Source organism: Paenibacillus sp. 1182 (genome assembly GCF_017833915.1).
Lineage (GTDB): Bacteria > Bacillota > Bacilli > Paenibacillales > Paenibacillaceae > Paenibacillus > Paenibacillus polymyxa_D.
On the sequence record NZ_JAFICR010000002.1, the window covers coordinates 222,296 to 245,196 of the forward strand.

The window sequence follows — 22,901 nt, forward strand, 5'->3', positions numbered from 1 at the left end:
AGATTTGCCGGTATATTCTTGTAATATCCTGTTTCAATAAAGTTCGATAATCAATTATAAAGAAGGTGATAAATGAATTCTTACACATTTTGCAAACCATTTTACGTAAACGGGATGTATTTTCAGAATGACTATGCTAACATACCTTTTGATCGTTAAATAAATCTATGAAGAAAGGTGAATGAATGACAACCAGAGCACTAAAAAATGGTTCGGTATTGTCCGAAGCCAAGGAACTGAATTTGTTCCGTTTGACATGGCCTATTTTCCTTGAATTATTCCTGTTTATGTTAATGGGAAGCGTCGATACATTCATGCTCAGCTCTGTATCTGATAATGCAGTGTCGGGTGTGGGCGCGTCCAATCAAATTATTTCAATCGCTATCCTTGTACTGGAGGTTATCGGCAACGGCGCTGCTATCGTCGTAGCTCAATATATCGGTTCTAAGAAACTAGTCGAAGCGGCCCAGGTTACAGGTACGGCCATTACGTTGAATTTGATGGTAGGTCTTTTGCTAAGCGTAATTTTTCTTGTGTTTGGTACGCATATGTTGCAATGGTTGAATGTCCAGGGGGACATTCTTACGTATGCGGAATCCTATATGAGCATCGTCGGGGGGGCTATTTTCCTTCAGGCATTGATTAACGCGCTGGCGGCGACCATTCGTACGCACGGTTTTACCAAAGAAACGATGTATGTATCGGTTTTTATGAACGTGATCCACGTGGTCGGCAACTATGTTTTGATTTTGGGGCATTGGGGAATGCCAGCACTCGGTGTAGAAGGTGCTGCTATTTCTACAGTAGGTAGCCGCTTTATTTGTCTCTTGATCTTCTTCTGGCTGATGTACCGGGTCACTGAGGTTCGTGTCGAGTGGAAATATTACGTTCACTTGTCCAAAAAGTTTATCTCTAAAATATTGCGTATTGGTGTACCATCCGCGCTGGAGTCTATCATGTATCAGTCGTGTCAGCTCATATTCACACTGTATGTGACCTATCTGGGCGCAGAAGCGATGGCGACACGTCAATATGCCAATAATATTTCGAGCTATATTTATTTGTTCAGTATGGCCGTCGGTATGGGAACGGCTATCGTAGTGGGAAGGCTCGTGGGAGCCAGAGAGAAGGATACGGCTTATAAACGTGTATTGAACAGTGTGAAATGGGCGCTACTCGTGACTGTGATTATTGATGCGGTGGTTATCTTTTTCCGTGTACCTTTGCTCGGTTTATTTACAGAGAACCCTGAAATCATTCGTTTGGGAGCGCAAGTCATTTTACTTAGCATTCTGCTAGAAACTGGCCGGACGACGAATATCGTCATTATTAACTCGTTGCGTGCTGCTGGAGATGCCAAGTTCCCGGTTTTTATGGGACTAATCTCTATGGTCTGTATGAGCTTGCCGCTGGGTTATCTGCTGGTGTTCAAGCTGGATATGGGGCTCGCCGGTGTGTGGCTGGCGATTGCTGCTGATGAATGGACTCGTGCTGTCATCATGTATGCCCGCTGGAAAAGCCGGTTATGGGAAAAGCATGCGCTGATCGAGCACGATACACCAGATCAGTCTGCAACGCCTGTTCCAGCACACTGATCCGAGTAGTATTTAGGGCCAACTGGAACCTAGCTTTTCGATAGAGTTGTATACGTGGAGGCAGTTCAAGAGAACATCTTGAACTGCCTCTTTTGCTGCCGGGAGAACCATCCTTTTATACAGTGGCACGATAGGCAATTTTGAAGTTCAACTTATATCATAATGGCTTTCATAAATAGAAGTCTGGTAAATTTACTAAAAAAAAGATATACTTTTGTTGCACTAACGCAGTACATGAAAGACAAGGAGTGTACCGATGAAGAAGCCGACGATTGAAGATGTTGCCCAGAAGGCAGGAGTGTCTAAAAGCACTGTCTCGCAATTTCTGAACAAACGATATAAATATATGAGCGACCAGACAAGGGACCGGATTGCCGAAGTTATTCAAGAGCTGAATTATCAGCCTAACGGGCTGGCCCGCAGCTTGAAGCAGAACCGGACGTTTATGGTGGGAGTCATTGTAGCCAACATTGATTATACGCTGTCGATCCAGTCTATCCGTGCGATTGAGGAGGAATTGCAGCTTTTCGGCATTCAGGTGATCATTTGCAACGCCGATGAAAACCCCGACAAGGAAGGCCAGTATATTGAGATGCTCAAGGCCCGTCAAGTGGACGGCTTAATTATCTTCCCGACAGGCAAGCATGCAGACATTTACAATCAGCTCATTCGTGAAAAGTATCCATTGGTGTTTTTGGACCGCTTGGTGGACAGTGTCAATACACGTAGCCTGCTGTTGGATAACGAAATGGCGATTAAGCTGGCGATTCAGGAACTTGTGGCTCACAAGCATGAGCGAATTGCGCTGATTACCTTGCCCCTTGGCTTGAATCGGATTACTCCACGAGTGGAGCGGCTCAGCGGATACAAGAAGGCGTTGGAAGAGCATGGCATGCCATTTCGAGAAGAATATATGCACAGCGTGCCGAGAGAAGAAATCCAGCAGACGCTGAAGGAGCTTTTCCAACTGCCTGAGCCGCCGACTGCGCTGTTGGCCGGGAATGATATCGTGTTGGCTGAGGTGTTGAAGTATGTGAATGCCCGCCGTATACGCATTCCGGCAGAGCTGTCCATTATCGGAATTGACGATGCGGAGTTTGCCCATATTTACAATCCGCCGATTACGACCATTACGCAACCGATTGCGGATATGGGGAAGCAGGCGGCAAAAACGCTGCTGTCCAGTATTGAGGAAGGCGGCGAATCGGTTCCGATTATTTACCGATTTGTGCCGGATATCAATCGGGGAGAATCCGTCAAAACGCTGTAGACGAGCATCATGTCTTATATTATAAAATAGCCCGTATTCCTTTGTACGACCTGAGTATGCGTATGCTGCTCAGGTCACACAAATGCGAATACGGGCTATTGGAAGTTAAGCCGACTTTGGATGCGGCCTTTGTTGAGCTTGCGCTCATAGCAGTGAAGGTTACGCGGGGGATGATCCCGGACTAATTTGTGCTGGCGCTGAGCAAAAAAGATTCCAGTTCGGCTCGCGTCGGATAGCCATCCATGTCTCCGGCTGACATGACAGCCAGCGCACCAAGTGCATTACCGCGTTTGACTGCCTCTGCCAGGGGCAAGCCTTCCAGTAGCGCGCTGATAACACCTGCGGCAAATCCGTCACCCGCACCGACGGTATCCACGACATGATCTACGCGGAAGCGTTTGACATATCCCTCAGCATCTGCGGATTTGTAATATGCGCCTTCGGTTCCCAGCTTGATGATGACCAGTGAGGTACCACGGTCAAGGTAGAACGAAGCAATATCCTCGGGCGAAGTATAGCCCGTCAATATTTTACCTTCATGAATCCCCGGTAGAAGCCAGTCGCATCCCTCAGATGCTTCGTTAATCGCCTCCACCATCGTTTGTGTGTCAGGCCATAATTTGGGTCTTAGGTTAGGGTCGAAGGATACAGTTTTGCCTGCCTTCTTCATGAATTGCCGCGCATGTCGTGCGAATTCGCGGCATTCAGCGGAGAGGGCAACGGAAATACCTGTAAAATGCAGATGGCGAGCCCCGGCAAAGTAAGCTTCGTTAAAATCAGCGATGCTCAGTGTGGAAGCGGCGGAATGCTTGCGGAAGTATTCCACCTCGGGGTCCCCACTTATAACTTTGGATTTAATCAGCATCCCGGTAGAGTGGTCTTTGGTAAACATGACATTCTGGGTGTCGATTCCTTCCTGACGTAGCGCATCGGCAATGAACTTGCCGAACGTATCCTCGCCGAGTTTGGTTACGAGTCCGGCACGTAGCCCCAAACGCGACAAACCTGCCGAAACATTCGTCTCTGCCCCGGCCAACGCTTTGGTGAATGAACGCACCTCATCCAGAGAGCCTGCTTCATTGGCGTAAAACATGGCCATCGGTTCTCCGAAGGTAACAGCATCCAATGTTGCGGTCATTTGAATTCCTCCTTGTGTTTAGTAAACTTAATCTGTAAGCGCATGCACCAACTGAATAAATTGAAATTATCACATAAATCGGTTTTTCACAATGATGAAGTTGATATATTTGCTAAAAACTTTTTGGGTAATATAGATAAAAAAATGTGGTTTTGTTTATCAAAAGGTAAAAAACGTGTGAAACTTCGTGTGTATTAAGGGTTTTTCTAGGAAAATCGAAGTTTTAGGTTGACACTCCCTTAGATAATTATTACAATTCTAGCTAAGAAGTAGAGTTAGAAACCGCTTTTACAACAATTCCGTTGATAAAAAAGTTTATCTAAACAGGAGGAATGTTTTTATGGAAATGCGTTATTCAACTCATCCCGAACATGCCAAACATTTTACGACTGAAGAGTTGCGTCAGCACTATCTAATCCAGGAACTGTTTGTACCTGAGGAGGTAAAGCTGGTCTATACGCATGAAGATCGTGTCATTATCGGGGGCATTTATCCCGTGAATAAATCTGTTGCACTGGAAGGTAACGATCAAATCAAAGCGGAAACTTTCCTGGAGCGCCGCGAACTGGGCATTTTTAATGTTGGGGGTAGCGGTACGGTCAAGGTGGACGGTGAAACTTACGAGCTGGCCACAAAAGACTGTCTCTACGTAGGTAAAGGTGGCAAGGAGTTGATCTTTGAAAGCGATTCCAGTGAAAAGCCTGCGAAATTTTATATTGTTTCAGCTTTGGCTCATACCACGTATCCGACGACGAAGCAGTCTTTTGCCGATGTACCTTCTGAAAGTCTGGGTTCGCAGGAATCAGCCAACAACCGTACGTTGCGTCGCTTTATCCATGATGAAGGCATTCAAAGTTGCCAATTGGTTATGGGGATGACGACGTTGGAAAACGGCAGTGTATGGAACTCTATGCCAACACATGTTCATGACCGTCGTATGGAAGTATATTTCTACTTTGAACTGGATGAGAACGCGAGAATGTTCCACCTAATGGGTGAACCAAATGAAACGCGCCATCTGGTGATGAAGAATGATGAAGCCGTTATTTCTCCACCTTGGTCTATTCACTGCGGTGCGGCTACGGGTAGCTATACCTTCATTTGGGGCATGGCCGGTGAAAATAAAACATACAAAGACATGGATCAGGTTGCCATGAGCGAGTTGCGTTAATCCGATCAGTGTATTGGAGCGTAAACCTGCAAGCGGCTGAGGTACATGGTCATCCCATTCGTGGAAAGGATCAGGAACATGACGAAAAAGAAAGTTTTGGAACATATCACTTCGGTAGGTGTCGTCGCAGTCATTCGAGGAAACACGGCGGAGGAAGCGTATCTCATGTCTAAAGCCTGCATTGAAGGCGGCTTGGATAATATTGAGCTTACATTTACGACGCCAGATGCGGATCAGGTCATTCGAAGATTGAAAGATGAATTTAAGGATCGGGCAGTGATTGGTGCAGGAACGGTACTGGAATCACTGACGGCGAGAATTGCTATTCTGGCCGGAGCAGAGTTTGTCGTGAGTCCTTCTTTTGAAGAAGAAACAGCGAAGCTATGCAATTTGTACGCGATTCCTTATATGCCTGGCTGTATGACGCTGAATGAGATCAAGGAAGCCATGAAATTGGGTAGCGATGTCGTGAAGTTGTTCCCAGGCAGTGCAATGGGGGCGGACTTTGTGAAGGCCGTTAGAGGTCCAATGCCTCATGTACAGATTATGCCAACGGGTGGTGTTGATCTGGATAATATGGAAACCTGGCTGCGTAACGGATGTGTAGCTGTGGGAATTGGGGGTAATTTGACGGCTCCAGCCAAGGAAGGTCGCTACGACTTGATCACAGAAAATGCAGCACGTTATGTAGCTAAATATAAAGAAGTACGCGCAGCGCTGTAGGCTTCAGGAAATATAGGTTTTTATACTAATTTGTGATGGAGGCGTAGACATGGGTCTGGACCATTTTTCATTGGATTTTTTCAGTCTAAAAGGTAAAACGGCGATTGTAACAGGAGGCAACACTGGTTTGGGTCAAGGGTATTCCGTAGCTTTGGCCAAAGCGGGTGCAGACCTGTTCATTGTAGCTAACAATGATGAATATGAAGAAACAAGACGTTTGCTGGAGCCAACGGGTGTGAAGGTTGCCTTTTATCAGGCTGATCTGACAGAGAAAGAATCCATTAAAAAAATTGTAGAAGAATGCGTCAATGAATTCGGTAAAATTGATATCCTTGTAAACAATGCAGGTACGATTCGTCGCGCCCCTCTGCTGGAGTATAAAGACGAGGATTGGGACGCTGTCATGGAGATTAACCTGAATGCCGTATATCATCTGAGCCAGGAAGTGGCAAAGGTGATGGTAGAGCAAAAAAGCGGGAAGATTATCAATGTCGCTTCTATGCTTGCTTTTCAGGGGGGCAAATTTGTTCCGCCGTATACAGCGAGTAAGCATGCGGTAGCTGGTTTGACCAAGGCATTTGCGAACGAGCTGGCAGTTCATAACGTTCAGATTAATGCGATTGCGCCGGGTTATATTGCTACGGCAAATACAGCTCCAATCCGTGCGGATGAAAGTCGCAATCAAGAAATCCTGTCGCGTATTCCTGCGGGTCGTTGGGGCGATCCGTCTGATTTGATGGGAGTTGTGGTTTTCCTCGCCAGTCAGGGTTCCGACTATATGAACGGTCATATCTTGGCGGTGGACGGCGGCTGGCTGGTACGTTAAGCAGCGCTGGTCGCATCGAAGTTTATGAACTGAAAGCTGCCTCAAAAGGAAACTATCCTTTCAGGCAGCTTTTATTTTTTCAATGAAGCTATATGCTGAACCTGATTTGGAGTGCTGTGTCGATCTGTCCTATGCATATGGTACGAATGCCTTTATAATTTAATGAGATAAAAATTGCTAGGCTCCAGCCGTACACTTGGTTGGAGCCTTTGAGCATAACACAGATAGATTGGAGAATGGAGAGATGAGTTCACAGCAACACCAACGAGCTTTGGTATACAAATCTTTGTGGCATGCCGGTCCTTGGGTGCTTGCCGTAGGGATCATTCTGGTAGGTGCCAATCTGCGCGCCTCGATTACCTCGGTAGGACCTCTTATCGGTTTGATTAAGGATTCTTTGCATATTTCGAATACACTGAGTGGCCTATTAACGACATTGCCGCTGCTGGCTTTTGCCCTGTTGTCGCCTTTTGTAGCCAAACTGTCGCGCCGCTTCGGATCGCCTCTTATTATTTTTGCAGCCTTGCTGCTGTTGACCGCAGGTATTGTGGTGCGCTCAACGCTGGGGGTGACCGCATTATTTGTCGGGACTGCTATGCTGGGACTAGCTATTGCCGTCTGTAATGTGTTGCTGCCCAGTCTGATCAAAGAGGAGTTTCCTCGCAACAGCGGACTGATGACCGGTGTATATTCAGTATCTATGAACGTGGTCGCTGCAACAGCATCCGGGCTGAGTATACCGCTGGCTCTGAACGGAGGTATGGGATGGCGAGGTGCTTTGGGAATATGGGGGATTGTAGGTGTCGTAGGGATTTTACTCTGGGTGCCACAACTCCTTAAGGCAGGAAAAACGGCTAATAAAGCGGCGGTGTCTGCCCGAACCGTGAATGTATATACATCGTCTTTGGCTTGGAAGGTGACGCTGTTTATGGGGCTGCAATCTGCCTTGTTCTATGTTCCTGCCGCTTGGTTTCCCGAAATGATGAGCGGACAGGGAATGGATTCAGAGACTGCGGGATGGATGCTGTCCGTGCTGCAGTTTTCGCAAATGCCATTTACTTTTATTGTGCCTATTTGGGCGGCGCGGGTGAAGGATCAGCGGGTATTGGTTTTGATTATGGCTGCGCTATATTTTATCGGTCTGGGTGGATTTCTGCTTGGAGCTACACAGTGGAGTGTGATTTGGGTCATTTGTATCGGTATAGCGGGTGGTTTTGCTTTCCCGTTAGTGATGATGTTCTTCAATTTGCGGACGCGGACACCGCAGCAGGCAGCAGAGCTGTCGGGTATGGCTCAATCCTTTGGGTATTTGTTGGCCGCGACAGGACCGACGCTGTTCGGTTATTTGCATGATGCGACACAAGGCTGGACAATTCCGCTGCTACTGCTCTTATGCCTGAGTGTTCTGCTTATGTTTATAGGGCTGGGTGCAGCCAAGAAACGATATGTCGGAGGCGAGGTGGATGATCAGACTGCAATTTGATGCAGACGGTTACAGTGTGATTTGTAGTGCAGGTCGTGTTATGTTGTTGGCTAAAGAGTTTGCGCTGTTGCGCTTTCTGTACGATAACCGGAATCAGGTGTTCACCCGGGAACAACTGCTGGATCGGGTGTGGCCGCTGGAGTATCCGGTGGAGCGTACGGTGGATGATCATATCTACAGATTGCGCAAAAAACTGAAGTCATGGGAGGGGCTCCGTATTCATACGGTTAGAGGGTATGGTTACAGCTTGACCTTGACTGACGTGCAGCCACAGAATCATCCGTCCTTGCACGATCAGGAGGTGCAGGACGCCGTACATGGACTATTCCGCAAATACCAGCTGCTGGGGCAGGGAAATTCCATCGTAGCGCTGGCTGCCCAGCAGGAGCAGATGGGTTTTGAATTGTCAGTCTTTTATCAAATGTATACCCGTTTTGTACAGGCCGATGTGTCATGGTTCTTGGAGCGGGAGGACTTTACACGCGCAGATCGATTGTATTGGATGCTGCTGCTATATATGTGCACAGCAGGGGTGACGGATGAGGGGCTTGCTCTATGTGAGTGTGCGCTTTCCAGCAGGCTGCTGTCCAGTGAACAGGAACGGGAATTACGTATTCTCAACATCCTGGAGGCTTATGTAGAGAATGGACAACCTGAACGCGCACAGGAAGGTCTGCCACTGACCATGATGGTAATAGAACGAGATAATCTCGATAAATTTGTGATGCCTGTTGCACTAATGGAGATGTATATGCATCTGGTTGCCAATTATATGGAAAAGGCTGCGGAACTGTCTGATCGTCTGGAAGGCATGCTGTCGGAGGCTCCGTATTTACGCGAGCTGGGCCGTTATCGCATGATGCGCGGACTTATGCTGTTGCGTACTGGAGATGTGGATAACGCCGAGCGGCTGATGGATGAGGGATTGGATACCCTTGATATGGCTAAACAGGAATTGCTAAAAATCAAAGCGGTAAGTCAAATTCGCTCGTTCTTGAAGCTTTGCGGTTCCTATCCAGCGCTGGAAGAGAAGTATACCGCTCAATATGATCAGCTTGACCGGGACAACAGCTTAACACTGCATCGTCCAGCGCTAAGGCGCTGGCTGGAACAAACACTTTCTACCGTCTGATGTTTTAGCTGTCTGACTTTCCTCTGATATAGACCCGCTAGAATGTTCTTATTGCTAAAGAAGCTGAAAATGAGAGCAGGGTGAGTAGATAATGAAGGAAAAGAAAGAACTGCATTCCACGCCTAGCATTTGGCACAATGGCCGTTTTCGGCGGATGTTTGCGGCGCACACGGCTGCTTCCTTTGGCGATTGGTTTGATGCTATCGCCATTCAGGTGCTTGTTGCTTATCGCTGGGAAGCCGACCCTATGCTGATTGCGCTGATTCCGGTAGTGATGGCGCTACCGGGTCTGCTGCTGGGTTCCATCGCGGGCACGTTAGCTGACCGGGTACACAAGGCCCGGCTGATGATCGTCTGCGATGCAGCTATTGCCTTATTGACGCTGGCCATTCTCGCCGTACCGGGTCCGGTATGGCTGCTGCCTTTGCTCGGTCTACGCGCGGCGGCTGGCGTATTTCAAATGCCTTCACAGCAAGGCTTGACCCGTACGGTAGTCGCCAGCGACGACCTGTTTCGGGCGACCTCGCTGAATGGGTTGGTCAATCAGGCCTCCAAAGTGGCAGGGCCGCTACTGGGCGCTATGACCTTGACTGTGTTGTCTCCCCAGGCATGCATTATTCTCAATGCATTGCTGCGCCTCTGTTCCGGCCTGCTGCTGTGGCCGCTTCGCGGAATCGGTCCGGCGCTGGTCAGCCCAGACCAACAAGCTGTTGCAGCCGAGCAGCATGGAAAGTCTGCTACGCATACAGCGCCTGAGGCTGATGAAGTCAAAATGCGGGAGGAGCATGTCCGCGCATCTCGCTTTTTCAACCAATGGCGTGAGGGCTGGGCGTTCTTATGGCGCAGTCGAATGCTTTTGCATACGCTCATATTCGGACTTTTCGGCTTAATCGCCATTCTCATGATCGACTACCAGTTCCCTACGCTGCTGCGAGTGCTCGCTCCGGGTAATGAGTCACTGCTTGGCTGGCTGGTTTCAGCCATTGGTGCTGGCGCCGTCGGCTGCATGCTTGTGCTTAATCGCTTGAATCGCATAAGTGCAGGCTGGGGGCTTGGTGGTGGGTATGTACTGGTTGGCGGAGCTATTGCTGCTTTAGGCTGGGCGCAACCCGGAACAGGATGGCCCGTACTGCTTATGATCGGGGCTGTGCTGGGCGTGGGCAACGGCCTGTACATTATCACCCAGAACTATATATTACAAGCCAAAACCCCTGCTGATATGGTAGGACGCGTCTTCGGTATCCAAAGTACCGTGATTGGAGCAATCATGGTCGTTTCGCCGCTTGCCGGGGGAGTATTGATCCGAATAGCAGGGGCGGGAACGGCTTTTGTCTGGATCGGAATGACTGTTGGAATTCTGGGTTTGGCAGGACTACTGCTTCAATCCGTAATTTGGCGCGAGTCCCTCGCTGATTCTAGCCTGACTACGGAGCAAAATGCAGACCTTGCGTAGTCAAACTTGCGCAATAATTTACTTCGATTTTCGTCATTTATATTTTTAGCATGGGAGAGATCATGATGACTCAACAAACTTCAGCCTCAGAGCCTGTGGCACGGTTACTTGAAGGATCTCGGGTGTACTTGCGTCCCGTTAACGTGGAGGACACCGAGCTATACTATAATACATTGTTCCATCAGGATGTGCGGAGGCTGACAGGCACACAACGCAGCTTTACCAAGGATCAAATTGCCCGTTATATTGAAGCTAAAGGACAGGATTCCTCAAGCCTGCTGCTCTTGATTGCGCTTCGCGAAGATGATCGTGTCATCGGAGATATAGCTCTGCAGGATATGGACAGCCTGAATCGCAGTGCCAACATCCGTATTGCGATCAATGAGCAGGGAAATCAGGGGAAGGGCTACGGCACCGGAGCGCTTGTGCTCATGCTGGGTTACGGATTCGGTATCTGTAACCTGCATCGGATTGAGCTGAATGTATTTGATTTTAATGAACGTGCCATTCGTTGCTATGAAAAAGTAGGCTTTCAGCGCGAAGGTGTACAACGGGATGCTTTATTCTACAATTATGAATACCATGATTCGATTCTGATGAGTATGCTGGACCACGAATACCGCGACCGCTACGTGAAAAAAGTAGAAAATTGATTCAACACGTTTACACGGGTTTACAGAAGAGATATAATTAAAAGATAAAGTTGCTTGTTTGCGCAAATATGACCGACAACATCAAATGAATATATGAATTACCGGAGGAGCCTGTCACCAAGGCTCCTTTATGTCTTTTTAGGGGAACCTGTGCTGTATTTCGGGTTCCCCTTTTTATTTTGCGAGCTGTCCGTTAAGGTCAGACACATATTTTGCACGTTTGTTTTACATTTTATGATTAGGATTTGCAAAATTCGATTCCAGTCGCTCCGATCTATATCTTGTTCATTGGAAGTCGCTTATGGGATTTTTGCAAATAAGTTCAAGGATTAAACAAAAGGAGGTTATCAGCCTATGCAATTTATATTGTATCTTCTGCTGATTCTGTTGTTCACAAAAGTCGCGGGTCATGTGTCTGTCAGGCTCGGTCAACCAGCAGTGCTAGGAAAGCTGATCGCAGGAATTGTGCTGGGCCCAGCGGTATTAGGATGGGTTGAGAATGATTCGCTGATTCATGATATGTCTGAAATCGGCGTGCTGTTGCTGATGTTCATTGCTGGACTGGAGACGGATCTGGATCAACTTCGACGTAATTGGAAGCCTGCGGTAGCTGTGGCGGTTGGAGGTATTATTTTACCGCTAATTTGTGGTTTTGGTGTAGGGGAAGCCTTTGGATTCTCGGTGCATGAAGGCTGGTTTCTAGGGATCATTCTGAGTGCTACCTCGGTAAGTATTACCGTACAGGTGCTCAAGGATATGAACAAGCTGAATACCCGAGAGGGCTCGACCATTTTGGGTGCGGCGGTGCTGGACGATGTGCTTGTTGTGGTACTGCTAGCGGTAGTAATGAGTATATTCGGTATGGGTGGAGAGACTTCGCTGGGACTTCTTGTTGGCAAAAAGCTAGTTTTCTTCGTCGTAGCTATTCTGGGGGGCTGGTTCGTTGTTCCGTGGATTATGAAAATACTCGCTCCACTCAAGGTGACTGAAGCAGTCATCACGACTGCGTTGATTATTTGCTTTGGGTTTGCGTATTTTGCAGATATGTTGGGGATGGCGGGCATTATCGGGGCTTTTGCTGCCGGGATTGCCATTGCACAAACAAGCTTTAAGCACGTCGTAGAAGAAAAGGTGGAACCCATCGCTTATTCCATCTTTGTTCCTGTTTTTTTTGTCAGCATTGGATTAAATGTTTCCTTTGAGGGAGTAGGGCAGCAGCTCGGATTTGTTGTTGTTTTGACACTGATTGCGCTGGTGACGAAGTTAGTGGGAGGAGGCCTCGGCGCGCGGCTGACGGGCTTCGATAACCGTTCTGCCCTTGCGATCGGCTCCGGGATGATATCTCGCGGCGAGGTTGCACTTATTATCGCAGCTACCGGTCTACAGTCGGGTCTGTTGGCACAGCAATATTTTACATCGGTGATCATTGCCATCATTCTGACGACTTTGGCTTCGCCTCCGATCCTCAAGCTGTGTTTTAGCGATAAGAGGGAGACTTCCGCTCACGATACAGAAAAGAAGGTCAGCACGGACAAGTCATAACGAGAGTATCAACAGGTCATTAACAAAAAGACCCTTCGGGTACAGCTTCTCATAGCGTGCATGGAAAGTCTGATTTAGAGTAAAGCGGACTTTCCATGCAAGATGAGAAAATGGGCGAAGGGTCTTTTTTATGCTAAATGTGCTGCGAGAATACAGTAATTAGGACTCAGATACGACAGTGAAACGTTGGTTCAGATGTTGTGGTTTTTCGATTTCGTCCACTACGGCAACTGCATAATCTTCGTAGCTGACATAGCTTGCACCTTTGGAATTAACCAACAGCGTGTCTTTTCCCACTTGGTAAGAGCCTGTGCGTTTACCCAGAGCAAATTCCGCAGAAGGACTAATGAAAGTCCAGTTCAGGTCGCTGGTACCACGCAAAATTTCCAGGTTTTTTCCTTGGTTATTTGCTGTTGGATATACGAAATCAGGGAAGCCGGGAGCATCTTTCACCAAAAGTGTTTGGGATTCGTCAGTGAACAAGCTGCCTGCACCACCTACGACAATCAGGCGAGTACCGGATACATTACGCAGACCTTCAATTAGTACGTTACCTGCATCGACATGCAGATGCTCTTGTCCGAGTGGAGCGGCAAATGCATTAACGACTACGTCAAAGCCTTTCAGATCATCTGTTTTCAGATCAAAAACGTCTTTTTGTACTACAGTAGCACGATTTTCTGTAACTTTAGCCGAGTCACGGACGATGGCGGTTACTTCATGCCCTCTGTCTAATGCTTCTTTTACGATATTACTTCCTGCTTTACCGGTTGCACCAATAACTGCAATTTTCATAATAGATAGCCTCCTATAAATATGATGTGGATGATGGATGATTCATTCGTTTGATCGTAAGTGTACCCAGTGCATTTACGAACTTTAATATGTAACTATTATAGTTACAATATAAAATAAAAGTCAAGCTCTTCTGTTGGGCAAACTAAAGTCCTCCGATTGGAAAGAGAGGAACTCGTTTAAATATATAAGGTGAAACTGAATGAGCAAACTTAAGCCATATTGGATATATGTAGACCACAGATAAGAAAGGAAGAGTGAACCGATATGAGTAAAAAAGTACAGCTTGAACCCACAGCACAGAAATTTGCAGACGATAATGCCAAGCCTCCGTTTCTATATGATTTGGGTCCTGAAAAAGGACGTGAAACGGTCAATGAGGTTCAATCCGGTCCAGCAGACAAACCTGCCGCAGATGTAGAAGATCTAACTATTCCAGGTGGGCCTGGCGGTGAGGTAAAGGTCAGAATTGTTCGTCCACAACAAGTGACAAGCGATCTGCCGGTCATTGTATATATTCACGGAGCAGGCTGGGTATTCGGTAATGCCCACACGCATGATCGTCTGATTCGTGAATTGGCAGTCGGCTCACAGGCAGCCGTTGTATTCCCGGAATATAGCTTGGCACCTGAAGCTAAATATCCGACGGCGATTGAGGAAATTTACGCGGTCGTTCAATGGGTGGCACAGCATGGGCGCGAGCATGGACTGAAGCCCGATACGCTGACGATAGCCGGAGACAGTGTCGGCGGTAACATGACCGCGGCCGTAACGCTGCTGGCCAAAGAACGCAGTGGTCCTTCCATCCGGCAGCAGTTGTTATTTTATCCGGTGACGGACGCTTCCTTTGACACGGAATCCTACCAGGAGTTCGCCACAGGATATTTCCTGAGCCGCGAAGGAATGCAATGGTTTTGGGATCAATATACGACAGATCCCAATGAACGAGCGCAGATCACGGCTTCCCCATTACGTGCCACCAGAGAACAGCTCAAAGGGCTACCGCGTGCGCTGGTCATTACAGGTGAGGCCGATGTGCTGCGCGATGAAGGTGAGGCCTATGCGAACAAGCTGCGTGAAGCAGGGGTAGATGTAACCGCTGCACGATTTCAGGGCATCATCCACGACTTTGTGATGCTGAACCCATTGTCGGAAACCGCGGCCAAGCGCGGTGCGATCACGCTCGCTACCTCATGGCTGCGCCAAGGGTTTGAGGGCTAGTACACTATAGAGCGTTTTAAGGGTGCCGTCGTGTGATTTGATCCAGTTCTTTGAACGATTAGGCTGTCTTCTTCCTGCTGACATCTATTGCAGGGAAGGCAGCCTTTATACATATCTGCAATGAAACCGCTTCACGTTCGTCGAACAGAGTGATAATATAAAATTTGAACGAGTTTGACTGACATTCAGCCTAAGGGGGATATTCATGCCATTTCAGGGGCAACGCATTCTACCTGCAGCTAAGCATATGAAGCAGCTGGAGGGTATTTTGGACAGTTCTTATGAATATGCGGTTTTTCTGGATACGCATGTAGCGCAGCTGCGCAACCTGTACCAGATGGCTAGAAGTCGCAACAAGCAAATGCTTCTGCATGCCGACCTGGTGCAAGGCTTGAAGAATGACGAGTATGCGGCTGAATATTTGTGTCAGGAAATTAAGCCGTTTGGGATTATTTCGACCCGATCCGGGGTGATTGCAACCGCTAAAAAGAAGGGGATTCTTGCTGTACAGCGGGTGTTCCTGCTCGATACGATTGCGCTGGAAAAAAGCTACGCGCTGGTGGAAAAAACACGACCTGATTATATTGAGGTGCTGCCCGGTGTTGTTCCACCGATGATTAAGGAAGTTAGCGAACGCACGGGCATTCCTATTTTGGCGGGCGGACTTATTCGCACCCCTGAGGATGTGGAAGCGGCGTTGGCTGCGGGAGCCACAGCAGTTACGACCTCCAATAAACAACTGTTCGAGCATTATAAGCAATAGCTTTTATTTAAATCAAGTGGGCAACCATACATAAATATGCAAGGAGGCTGGAAAACGATGGAGCAATACATTCTTGCCTTGGATCAGGGCACAACCAGTTCGCGGGCCATCTTGTTTGATCGGCAGGGAAAAGTGGTATACAAGGCACAACGGGAGTTCCCACAGTATTTTCCCCAGCCGGGGTGGGTAGAGCAAAACGCAAATGAGATATGGAGCTCTATTTTGGCCGTCATCGCCTCCTGCTTGTCGGAATCAGGTGTGAAAGCCAGCCAAATTGCCGGGATTGGTATTACGAATCAACGGGAAACCGTAGTGGTGTGGGATAAACATACGGGTCTGCCTGTATATCATGCACTGGTATGGCAGTCACGGCAAACAGCCGGGATCTGCGAGGAATTGAAAAGCCGTGGATTTGATCATATTTTTCATAGCAAAACGGGGCTACTCATTGATCCCTACTTTTCTGGCACCAAGGTCAAATGGATACTCGACAACGTCGAAGGGGCACGAGCTCAAGCGGAGCGTGGGGATTTGCTGTTTGGTACGATTGATACCTGGCTAATCTGGAGATTGTCCGGTGGTAAAGCACATGTAACGGACTACTCCAATGCGGCCCGCACACTCATGTACAACATATATGAGCTAAAATGGGATGAGGAGCTGCTGGATATTCTCGGCGTTCCTGCGTCTATGCTACCAGAGGTGAAATCATCTTCTGAGATATATGCGCATACGGTGGATTATCACTTTTTTGGGCAGGAAATTCCTATTGCCGGAGCGGCGGGTGATCAGCAAGCAGCTCTGTTCGGTCAGGGATGCTTTGACAAGGGCATGATTAAAAATACTTACGGTACGGGATGCTTTATGCTGATGAACACGGGAGATGAACCCTGTGACTCGGAACATGGACTGATTACGACCATTGCATGGGGGCTGAACGGTCAGGTAAAGTATGCGCTGGAGGGCAGCATTTTTGTAGCTGGGTCTGCTATTCAGTGGTTGCGTGACGGGTTGCGTATGTTCCGTGAAGCCAAAGATAGTGAAGCGTATGCGGCGCGTGTGACCTCGACGGAGGGGGTATATTTTGTCCCGGCCTTTGTGGGGCTGGGCAGCCCGTATTGGGACAGTGACGTGCGCGGCGCGACATTTGGTTTGACACGGGGAACGACCAAGGAGCACTTTATCCGAGCGGTACTGGAATCGCTGGCCTACCAGACTAAAGATGTCTTAACTGCCATGGCGAGCGATTCGGGTGTACCTGTGCGTTCATTGCGTGTAGATGGAGGCGCAGTGATGAACGAATTCCTGATGCAGTTCCAGAGCGATATTCTCGATCTGCCTGTAGAACGACCTGCTGTGAACGAGACAACTGCACTCGGTGCGGCGTATTTAGCGGGACTGGCAGTTGGGTTTTGGAGCAGTTTGGATGAAGTCCGGGGATATGCGCAAAGTGATCATACCTTTTCTCCGTCTATGAGTGAAGACGTGCGGGCTGATCTTTATGGTGGCTGGAAAAAGGCAGTTCATGCCGCAATGGCGTTCAAGTAGCAGGCAGATTTCCCTTTTCATAGCGTATCGTGTGTGCTACGATATAGATAAGTTAATACTCGTCAGGAGACTTGGAGAGACCATGAACCGCTCGGCATCCGCCGCAGCGATGTTCGTGGTCTTTTTTTGTACCTTATGATGATTCGGTTGGCAGATTGCATCGTGAATATATACAAAGCTGGAGGGATACATGATGGGAGAACAGGGATTTGCTGCGCAGGAGAGAACCGCTGTCTTGGAACGTATGGGACATGAGCATTTTGATATATTAATCATTGGCGGCGGCATTACAGGGGCGGGTATTGCGCTGGATGCGGCGGATCGTGGTTTGAAGACAGCACTGGTGGAGATGCAGGATTTCGCAGCAGGTACGTCCAGCCGCTCGACCAAGCTAGTGCATGGGGGTCTTCGCTATTTGAAGCAGTTGGAAGTTAAGATGGTAGCCGAGGTCGGAAAGGAGCGGGCAATCGTATTCGAAAATGGCCCACATGTGACCATACCGGAGCGTATGCTGCTTCCTTTTCACAAGGGCGGCACGTTTAACGCATTCACCACCTCTGTCGGGCTACTGGTATATGATTTCCTTGCCGGTGTTAAGCGTAGTGAGCGCCGTCGTATGCTGGACATCCAGGCTACACTAGAGCGCGAGCCTTTGCTGAAGCGTGATGGACTGAAGGGAAGCGGCAGCTATGTGGAGTATCGTACAGATGACGCTCGCCTGACGATTGAGGTCATGAAGGAAGCTGTTACACGAGGGGCGCTGGCGGTGAACTATGCCAAGGCTGACAAGCTGCTGTATGACGAAGGACGAATAAGCGGTGCAAGCGTAACGGACCGGGTAACGGGAAAACCATACGAAATTCGAGCTTCGCTGGTTATTAATGCAGCTGGACCATGGGTAGACACGCTGCGGGAAATGGATCGCTCCAAAGAGGGTAAGGTGCTACGCCTGACGAAGGGTATTCACTTGGTGTTCGATGCTGAGCGCTTTCCGCTCAAACAGGCAGTGTACTTCGATACACCGGATGGACGCATGGTATTTGCCATCCCACGTGATGGAAAAACCTATGCAGGTACGACTGACACAGTGTATGAGGGGGATACGGCGCATCCCCGGATGACCGTCGAAGATCGGGCGTATGTGCTTCAAGCGATCAACGGAATGTTCCCGGATGTGAAGCTGACTGTTACGGATGTAGAATCCAGTTGGGCAGGGGTACGGCCGCTCATTTATGAAGACGGTAAAAGCCCTTCAGAAATTTCACGTAAGGACGAAATTTGGGAATCCCGTTCAGGTCTGATCACGATTGCAGGCGGCAAGCTGACGGGCTACCGGAAAATGTCCGAACTCGTCGTGGATCGTGCGGTACGGGAGCTGGGGCGCTTGCATGGGCAGAGCTTCCGGGCATGCCGCACCAGACACATCCCGATTTCGGGTGGCAGCGTAGGCGGCTCGGCGGGCTGGGACGCGTACGTAGGTAAGCAAACCGCAGCAGGTGTTGCACTCGGCCTGTCGCCTGAAACGGCTAGAGCATGGGCTACCCGCTATGGCTCCAACACAGAGCGGCTGTTTGCGATAGCGGCACGCAGCATGAAGGAGACTACCGAGAAGGAAGCAGCACTGCCTGTGGAAGTGCGTGTCCCGCTCCTGTATGCGATGGAACAGGAAATGACGGTGACACCGTCTGATTTTTTCATACGGCGAACTGGGGCACTTTTCTTCCAGATTGACGAGGTGAAGCGCTGGAAACAGCCCGCCATCGCATGGATGTCCGAGCATGCAGGCTGGAGTACCGCACAAGAACGCCAATATACGGCTGAGCTGGATGCTTATCTGTATGAAGCTGTAGCGCCTGTAGGGGTAGAGCTGAAACCCGGTGGCGTTAAAGCCATCTAATAGGAACGAGGATGCGTATCCTTTACAGCTCCGCTTCTCTACCATCGTTTCGTTCTCACCACTGCTTTATGTGGAAAAGGGGCCTACAAAACAAAAGCAGCGATTCTCTTGTTATTGGAGAATCGCTGCCTTTTTTGTATGCAGATTGTTTACAGCATCAAGTGGAACAGGAACGGGGCGGCTGCCAAGGTAAAGAGAGCGGCGAGCACCATCGAGATGCTGGATATCGTCCCCGTCAGCAAACTGAACTCGAATGCTTTGGAAGTGCCCGTACCATGAGCACCGGTACCGAGCAGTACCCCACGTGAGACTTCATTTTCGATACGGAACAGTTTTACAATCACTGGACCGATAATAAGACCGCTCAATCCGGTCAGAATAACGAATACAGCTGTAACCGTCGGATTGCCGCCAATCGTTTGCGATACATTCATCGCAATGGGTGTCGTAATGGAGCGAGGAATCAGGCTGCTCAGCAGCGAAGAATTCAGGTGCATCCACTTGGCAAGTGCCATGGAGGACAACACGGCTACAACAGATCCAGACAGCACGCTAAGCACGATTTGGGTTGCGTGTTTTTTTAACACTGGGAAATATCGGTATAAAGGGACTGCAAATGCAATCGTAGCTGGTTGTAGCAGCATGGACAGCAAGTGAGCGCCCGAATTATAAGAACGGTAATTCACACCCGTCAGCGTCAAAATCAAAATGATAACAACAGGTGTAATGAGCAATGGAGACAAATACACCTTGGGCAGTGTGCGGTACATGCGTTTGGCCATCCAGTAAATAGCGAGTGTCAATACAATACATAGAAGACCGATCATGATGATTTATGCTCCTTTCGTTTACCAAGCAGACTGGCGACCATACCTGTGCAGGCCATCACCAGAAAGGTGCCGAGCAGCACGACCAGCATGATACTCATACCATCGTGTTCCAGCATCGGCCAATAATTCATGACGCCGACAGCGGAGGGAATAAAGAATAATAGCAGCTCGGCCAGCAACCAGTTTGCGCCAACTTCAATCCAGCTTAGCCGGACCAAGCCGGTTTGCAGCAGAATAAAAAGGATTAGCATACCAATGATACTACCGGGTATAGGCAGGTGGAGCCAGGAGACTACCGCGTTCAGGATGAGCGAAAAGGCCATCAGGACGGCGATCTGGAGGACACCGCGTATGAAGCTTTTCATATATAATGGCTCCTATCTTTTGAGATCGGTTATTTTCAAACTGTAATGAAATTTTACATCACAAGCTTTCATGAGTAAAATGCATATAAAGAATACAATCTATTCCGTTTGTCTATGGGAGAAGGTGTAGGTTTGGATATCCGACATTTACAATATTTTTTGGAAGTCGCGCGGTTGCGTAGCTTTACAAAGGCAGCCCAGAGCATGTTTATTACACAGCCGACGATCAGTAAGACGATTAAAAGTCTGGAAGATGAACTGGGGGTCGCTTTGTTCGACCGAATTGGCAAAAGAATCGAACTGACAGACGCGGGCAAGGTCATTGAGCTTCAGGCACAAGCAATTGTAAAGTCCTTTCAGAGTCTGTCCTCGGAGCTGAGTGATTTGATGAACCTGAAAAAGGGACATATCCGTATTGGCCTGCCCCCTATGGTCGGATCGAGCTTTTTTCCGCGTGTCATTGGAGAATTCCATAAGGCATATCCTGATGTGACCATTCAATTATTTGAGGACGGGGCGAAGAAAGTGGAACGGGACGTAGAAGCCGGGGCATTGGATATCGGGGTGATCGTGCTGCCCGCAGTTGGAGATATGTTTGAGACATTTCTGTTTGTGGAGGAAAAGCTGAATTTGCTCGTTCATCCTACGCATGCATTGGCAGAGTGCAAGGAGGTACCGTTATCTGCGTTGGCGGAGGAGGCATTTGTACTGTTTCGTGAGGATTTTACGCTGCATGACCGTATCATTGCGGAATGTGTTCGTGCTGGCTTTCAGCCGCGTGTAGTGTACGAAAGCTCACAATGGGATCTGATTAGCGAAATGGTTGCTGCAAACCTGGGAGTAGCTCTGTTGCCGGAGGCCATTTGCCGAGATCTGGATTCTGAGCGCTTGCGTGTTCTTCCATTGGTAGACCCCGTCATTCCTTGGCATTTGGGGATGATTTGGCGGAACGATCGCTACCTGTCCTTTGCCGCCAGAGAATGGATATCGTTCACACAGCAATTGTTGCGGACGGAATAGGGCGGGAAGTAGTCAGTCCGCGAGAAGGTGAGTACGATGCAGAATAAAAAAGCTGCCCTGAGGGGCAGCGATGTAGCTTGCTTCTATGAGTGTGTTTGGTTTATTGCACGCTTGGTGTGAAGGTACTTGTCCATAATACGGTCAAGTCTGGAGGATTTGTCCAATACACGTTCATCTTTTAATCCGTGTAAGTCAGCCATGCGATTCAGTTCACGGCGTTCTTTTTCCATGAGTTTTTCCAATTGTTCGAGGTTCACAAAGCCCACCCCCCATGTCGATTGTAAGGCATGTCTCCACTAGCGGCAGAAGTTTTTTTGATAACGATGTTATTTCCATTTTACCACTTTTTATTAACAATAATCCAGCTTTCCTGACATTTAGCGACTAATATTTATGGTTTTGCCAGTTCTACCCGATTGCGTCCTGATCGTTTAGCTTCATACAATGCCTCGTCTGCTTTTTCCAATAAACGCCTCGATGCAATAACAGGAGAGCTGCCTGCCCCGATGGATACGGTTAAGGAGAGTATGGTTCCGTCATTCAAGAGAAAACATTCATTTTCCACAGCTTTTCGAATCTTCTCGGCAAAGCTTGCCGCCTTTTCGGTATCACAGTCTCCGAGTAGAATTGCGAATTCCTCTCCGCCCTTACGGGAGGGATATGCTCTTGTTGTAGATTCCCGATTTAACAAAATTCCCAGTTGGCTTAAGACTGCGTCTCCGTTCAAATGGCCGTACGTATCATTGATTTTTTTAAAGTGGTCAATATCTAGCATCACAAGTCCAAAGGGTTTTTTTGTAGTCTTGGAAGCATGAAGTACCTCTTCGAACAGCGCATCAAAAGCACGCGGACTGTATAGCCCGGTTAAATGATCGCGGTTCGCAGCCTCTTCCAGCAGGTGAATAGCCCGTTCTGTTTTTTTGATATGGGACATCATAAAATAAGTGAACAAGCCGCCAAGAATCTTCACGGTTGTGATCATTATTATAGATTCTAAGTTGGGTGGATCATCCACAAAAAAAGCAGATAACAGCGACACAACAACAGCCCCAAGCACGGCTGACATCCATTTGCCGAGGGCTAGCTTTTTTTCTCGAATAAAGATAAGTGAAAGGACTAGTGTCATGAAGCAATTAACCGTAACAGTCAGAGTAATATCCGTCCATCCCCCTGTGATGTAAATACGATACAGGATGACGATCAGGGTGGTCAGCAGACCGGATACCGATCCTCCTATATAAACAGATATGATAATCGCCAATTGGCGGAGATCAACCACAAAGTGCCCACGGATCCATAAACCGGTCATCATTAACAGAATGCTAAACACGCCCAGCATTAAACCGTTTAATATCTGATGAATGAGTGCATGATTTGTCAGGTAACGTTCATATTTCCGGGAAAATAAATTTCCGAAGAATAAGAAGCTCGTTAATAACGCAAAATTGTTAATTAATTCTTTTAACATATCCCTAT

The 22,901-nt window shown here is 48.3% G+C and carries 21 protein-coding genes; 15 read left to right on the forward strand and 6 right to left on the reverse strand.

Features of this window, described 5'->3' with window-relative positions:
- The first annotated feature begins 185 nt into the window (after positions 1–185).
- Both JOD82_RS04020 and JOD82_RS04025 read left to right on the forward strand, forming a co-directional pair.
- Positions 186–1,595 (forward strand): MATE family efflux transporter, encoded by a 1,410-nt coding sequence (locus JOD82_RS04020; RefSeq protein ID WP_029518669.1) that lies wholly within the window; start codon positions 186–188, stop codon positions 1,593–1,595.
- Positions 1,596–1,851: 256 nt separating this feature from the next.
- Entirely contained in the window at positions 1,852–2,865 is a 1,014-nt protein-coding gene (locus JOD82_RS04025; protein ID WP_209947683.1) for a LacI family DNA-binding transcriptional regulator, read from the forward strand.
- A gap of 181 nt (positions 2,866–3,046) precedes the next feature.
- Here the strand turns inward: JOD82_RS04025 and JOD82_RS04030 are convergent, their stop codons facing one another.
- Positions 3,047–4,003, reverse strand: coding sequence for a sugar kinase (locus JOD82_RS04030; protein ID WP_039271772.1), 957 nt, complete (start codon positions 4,001–4,003; stop codon positions 3,047–3,049).
- 340 nt (positions 4,004–4,343) lie between these two features.
- Here JOD82_RS04030 and kduI point away from each other — a divergent pair, with 340 nt between their 5' ends.
- The 8 genes from kduI (at position 4,344) to JOD82_RS04070 (ending at position 12,986) form a co-directional block, all read left to right on the forward strand.
- Positions 4,344–5,174: a 5-dehydro-4-deoxy-D-glucuronate isomerase gene (gene kduI, locus JOD82_RS04035; protein WP_209947685.1), complete on the forward strand. Its 831-nt coding sequence runs from the start codon at positions 4,344–4,346 to the stop codon at positions 5,172–5,174.
- Positions 5,175–5,252: 78 nt separating this feature from the next.
- On the forward strand, positions 5,253–5,897 hold the full coding sequence (locus JOD82_RS04040) for a bifunctional 2-keto-4-hydroxyglutarate aldolase/2-keto-3-deoxy-6-phosphogluconate aldolase (RefSeq protein WP_029518665.1): 645 nt from the start codon (positions 5,253–5,255) through the stop codon (positions 5,895–5,897).
- A 49-nt stretch (positions 5,898–5,946) separates the two neighbouring features.
- Positions 5,947–6,723: a 2-dehydro-3-deoxy-D-gluconate 5-dehydrogenase KduD gene (gene kduD, locus JOD82_RS04045; protein WP_029518664.1), complete on the forward strand. Its 777-nt coding sequence runs from the start codon at positions 5,947–5,949 to the stop codon at positions 6,721–6,723.
- Between the two features lie 244 nt (positions 6,724–6,967).
- The gene (locus tag JOD82_RS04050; protein WP_209947687.1) at positions 6,968–8,206 is read left to right on the forward strand and encodes a CynX/NimT family MFS transporter; all 1,239 of its coding nucleotides are present in this window, start codon (positions 6,968–6,970) and stop codon (positions 8,204–8,206) included.
- Positions 8,187–9,338: a winged helix-turn-helix domain-containing protein gene (locus tag JOD82_RS04055; protein WP_209947689.1), complete on the forward strand. Its 1,152-nt coding sequence runs from the start codon at positions 8,187–8,189 to the stop codon at positions 9,336–9,338. Before JOD82_RS04050 ends, JOD82_RS04055 begins: the two co-directional genes overlap by 20 nt.
- 91 nt (positions 9,339–9,429) lie before the next feature.
- Positions 9,430–10,791 (forward strand): MFS transporter, encoded by a 1,362-nt coding sequence (locus tag JOD82_RS04060; protein WP_069010987.1) that lies wholly within the window; start codon positions 9,430–9,432, stop codon positions 10,789–10,791.
- A gap of 62 nt (positions 10,792–10,853) precedes the next feature.
- Positions 10,854–11,444: a GNAT family N-acetyltransferase gene (locus JOD82_RS04065; protein WP_049817039.1), complete on the forward strand. Its 591-nt coding sequence runs from the start codon at positions 10,854–10,856 to the stop codon at positions 11,442–11,444.
- 354 nt (positions 11,445–11,798) lie between these two features.
- Positions 11,799–12,986, forward strand: a complete 1,188-nt coding sequence (locus tag JOD82_RS04070) for a cation:proton antiporter (protein WP_209947691.1) — start codon at positions 11,799–11,801, stop codon at positions 12,984–12,986.
- Positions 12,987–13,145: 159 nt separating this feature from the next.
- Here the strand turns inward: JOD82_RS04070 and JOD82_RS04075 are convergent, their stop codons facing one another.
- Complete coding sequence (locus JOD82_RS04075; RefSeq protein ID WP_209947693.1) at positions 13,146–13,781, reverse strand: NAD(P)-dependent oxidoreductase; 636 nt, start codon at positions 13,779–13,781, stop codon at positions 13,146–13,148.
- A gap of 267 nt (positions 13,782–14,048) precedes the next feature.
- Here JOD82_RS04075 and JOD82_RS04080 point away from each other — a divergent pair, with 267 nt between their 5' ends.
- The 4 genes from JOD82_RS04080 to JOD82_RS04095 all read left to right on the forward strand — a co-directional run bounded on the left by JOD82_RS04080 (position 14,049) and on the right by JOD82_RS04095 (position 19,210).
- Positions 14,049–15,002, forward strand: coding sequence for an alpha/beta hydrolase (locus tag JOD82_RS04080; RefSeq protein WP_209947694.1), 954 nt, complete (start codon positions 14,049–14,051; stop codon positions 15,000–15,002).
- Positions 15,003–15,207: 205 nt separating this feature from the next.
- Positions 15,208–15,765 (forward strand): glycerol-3-phosphate responsive antiterminator, encoded by a 558-nt coding sequence (locus JOD82_RS04085; RefSeq protein WP_025721809.1) that lies wholly within the window; start codon positions 15,208–15,210, stop codon positions 15,763–15,765.
- 57 nt (positions 15,766–15,822) lie between these two features.
- A complete protein-coding gene (gene glpK, locus JOD82_RS04090) occupies positions 15,823–17,313 on the forward strand; it encodes a glycerol kinase GlpK (protein WP_209947696.1) in 1,491 nt (496 codons plus the stop codon).
- 193 nt (positions 17,314–17,506) lie between these two features.
- Positions 17,507–19,210, forward strand: a complete 1,704-nt coding sequence (locus JOD82_RS04095; protein ID WP_280921433.1) for a glycerol-3-phosphate dehydrogenase/oxidase — start codon at positions 17,507–17,509, stop codon at positions 19,208–19,210.
- 149 nt (positions 19,211–19,359) lie between these two features.
- Here JOD82_RS04095 and JOD82_RS04100 read toward each other — a convergent pair whose 3' ends face one another.
- Together JOD82_RS04100 and JOD82_RS04105 are read right to left on the reverse strand one after the other, a co-directional pair.
- Positions 19,360–20,037, reverse strand: coding sequence for a CidB/LrgB family autolysis modulator (locus JOD82_RS04100; protein ID WP_029518653.1), 678 nt, complete (start codon positions 20,035–20,037; stop codon positions 19,360–19,362).
- Positions 20,034–20,405, reverse strand: coding sequence for a CidA/LrgA family protein (locus JOD82_RS04105; RefSeq protein WP_029518652.1), 372 nt, complete (start codon positions 20,403–20,405; stop codon positions 20,034–20,036). Before JOD82_RS04105 ends, JOD82_RS04100 begins: the two co-directional genes overlap by 4 nt.
- 132 nt (positions 20,406–20,537) lie before the next feature.
- On the opposite strand from JOD82_RS04105, the gene cidR reads away from it, so the two are divergent.
- Entirely contained in the window at positions 20,538–21,425 is an 888-nt protein-coding gene (gene cidR / locus JOD82_RS04110) for a cidABC operon transcriptional activator CidR (protein WP_328801165.1), read from the forward strand.
- 83 nt (positions 21,426–21,508) lie between these two features.
- Here cidR and JOD82_RS04115 read toward each other — a convergent pair whose 3' ends face one another.
- Positions 21,509–21,682, reverse strand: a complete 174-nt coding sequence (locus JOD82_RS04115) for an aspartyl-phosphate phosphatase Spo0E family protein (RefSeq protein WP_013312483.1) — start codon at positions 21,680–21,682, stop codon at positions 21,509–21,511.
- 134 nt (positions 21,683–21,816) lie between these two features.
- Positions 21,817–22,893 carry a GGDEF domain-containing protein gene (locus JOD82_RS04120; protein WP_209947700.1) on the reverse strand — a complete coding sequence of 359 codons (1,077 nt, stop codon included), beginning with the start codon at positions 22,891–22,893 and terminating at the stop codon, positions 21,817–21,819.
- Positions 22,894–22,901 lie beyond the last annotated feature (8 nt).

Excerpts from the sequence above, each read along its gene's own strand:
- JOD82_RS04020 (WP_029518669.1), top strand. The coding sequence starts at position 186 with ATGACAACCAGAGCACTAAAAAATGGTTCGGTATTGTCCGAAGCCAAG.
- JOD82_RS04025 (WP_209947683.1), top strand. The coding sequence starts at position 1,852 with ATGAAGAAGCCGACGATTGAAGATGTTGCCCAGAAGGCAGGAGTGTCT.
- JOD82_RS04030 (WP_039271772.1), bottom strand. The coding sequence starts at position 4,003 with ATGACCGCAACATTGGATGCTGTTACCTTCGGAGAACCGATGGCCATG.
- kduI (WP_209947685.1), top strand. The coding sequence starts at position 4,344 with ATGGAAATGCGTTATTCAACTCATCCCGAACATGCCAAACATTTTACG.
- JOD82_RS04040 (WP_029518665.1), top strand. The coding sequence starts at position 5,253 with ATGACGAAAAAGAAAGTTTTGGAACATATCACTTCGGTAGGTGTCGTC.
- kduD (WP_029518664.1), top strand. The coding sequence starts at position 5,947 with ATGGGTCTGGACCATTTTTCATTGGATTTTTTCAGTCTAAAAGGTAAA.
- JOD82_RS04050 (WP_209947687.1), top strand. The coding sequence starts at position 6,968 with ATGAGTTCACAGCAACACCAACGAGCTTTGGTATACAAATCTTTGTGG.
- JOD82_RS04055 (WP_209947689.1), top strand. The coding sequence starts at position 8,187 with ATGATCAGACTGCAATTTGATGCAGACGGTTACAGTGTGATTTGTAGT.
- JOD82_RS04060 (WP_069010987.1), top strand. The coding sequence starts at position 9,430 with ATGAAGGAAAAGAAAGAACTGCATTCCACGCCTAGCATTTGGCACAAT.
- JOD82_RS04065 (WP_049817039.1), top strand. The coding sequence starts at position 10,854 with ATGATGACTCAACAAACTTCAGCCTCAGAGCCTGTGGCACGGTTACTT.
- JOD82_RS04070 (WP_209947691.1), top strand. The coding sequence starts at position 11,799 with ATGCAATTTATATTGTATCTTCTGCTGATTCTGTTGTTCACAAAAGTC.
- JOD82_RS04075 (WP_209947693.1), bottom strand. The coding sequence starts at position 13,781 with ATGAAAATTGCAGTTATTGGTGCAACCGGTAAAGCAGGAAGTAATATC.
- JOD82_RS04080 (WP_209947694.1), top strand. The coding sequence starts at position 14,049 with ATGAGTAAAAAAGTACAGCTTGAACCCACAGCACAGAAATTTGCAGAC.
- JOD82_RS04085 (WP_025721809.1), top strand. The coding sequence starts at position 15,208 with ATGCCATTTCAGGGGCAACGCATTCTACCTGCAGCTAAGCATATGAAG.
- glpK (WP_209947696.1), top strand. The coding sequence starts at position 15,823 with ATGGAGCAATACATTCTTGCCTTGGATCAGGGCACAACCAGTTCGCGG.
- JOD82_RS04095 (WP_280921433.1), top strand. The coding sequence starts at position 17,507 with ATGGGAGAACAGGGATTTGCTGCGCAGGAGAGAACCGCTGTCTTGGAA.
- JOD82_RS04100 (WP_029518653.1), bottom strand. The coding sequence starts at position 20,037 with ATGATCGGTCTTCTATGTATTGTATTGACACTCGCTATTTACTGGATG.
- JOD82_RS04105 (WP_029518652.1), bottom strand. The coding sequence starts at position 20,405 with ATGAAAAGCTTCATACGCGGTGTCCTCCAGATCGCCGTCCTGATGGCC.
- JOD82_RS04120 (WP_209947700.1), bottom strand. The coding sequence starts at position 22,893 with ATGTTAAAAGAATTAATTAACAATTTTGCGTTATTAACGAGCTTCTTA.